A 212-nucleotide genomic window follows, 5' to 3' on the forward strand; every position below is an offset into this window, starting at 1 on the left:
AAGAGATTCCGTATGAAACAAAACGTGAATTTGATAAAGATCTAGCGCCTGGTACAGAGAAAGTTGTACAAAAAGGTGAAAATGGAGAAAAAACAATCACAACACCAACAACGAAAAATCCATTAACAAACGAAATAGTGGATAAAGGTACACCAACAGAAGAAATCACAAAAGAAGCAGTGGATGAAATCGTACATTATGGTGGCGAAGAA

At 35.8% G+C, this 212-nt stretch carries 1 protein-coding gene; it reads left to right on the forward strand.

Annotated elements, in window-relative coordinates; all coding sequences use genetic code 11:
* Positions 1-212: G5 domain-containing protein (locus HMPREF2647_RS00010; RefSeq protein ID WP_176744395.1), on the forward strand; the 212-nt coding region annotated here is incomplete at both ends.

It is taken from the genome of Staphylococcus sp. HMSC035D11 (genome assembly GCF_001836075.1).
Classification (GTDB): Bacteria; Bacillota; Bacilli; order Staphylococcales; family Staphylococcaceae; genus Staphylococcus; species Staphylococcus hominis.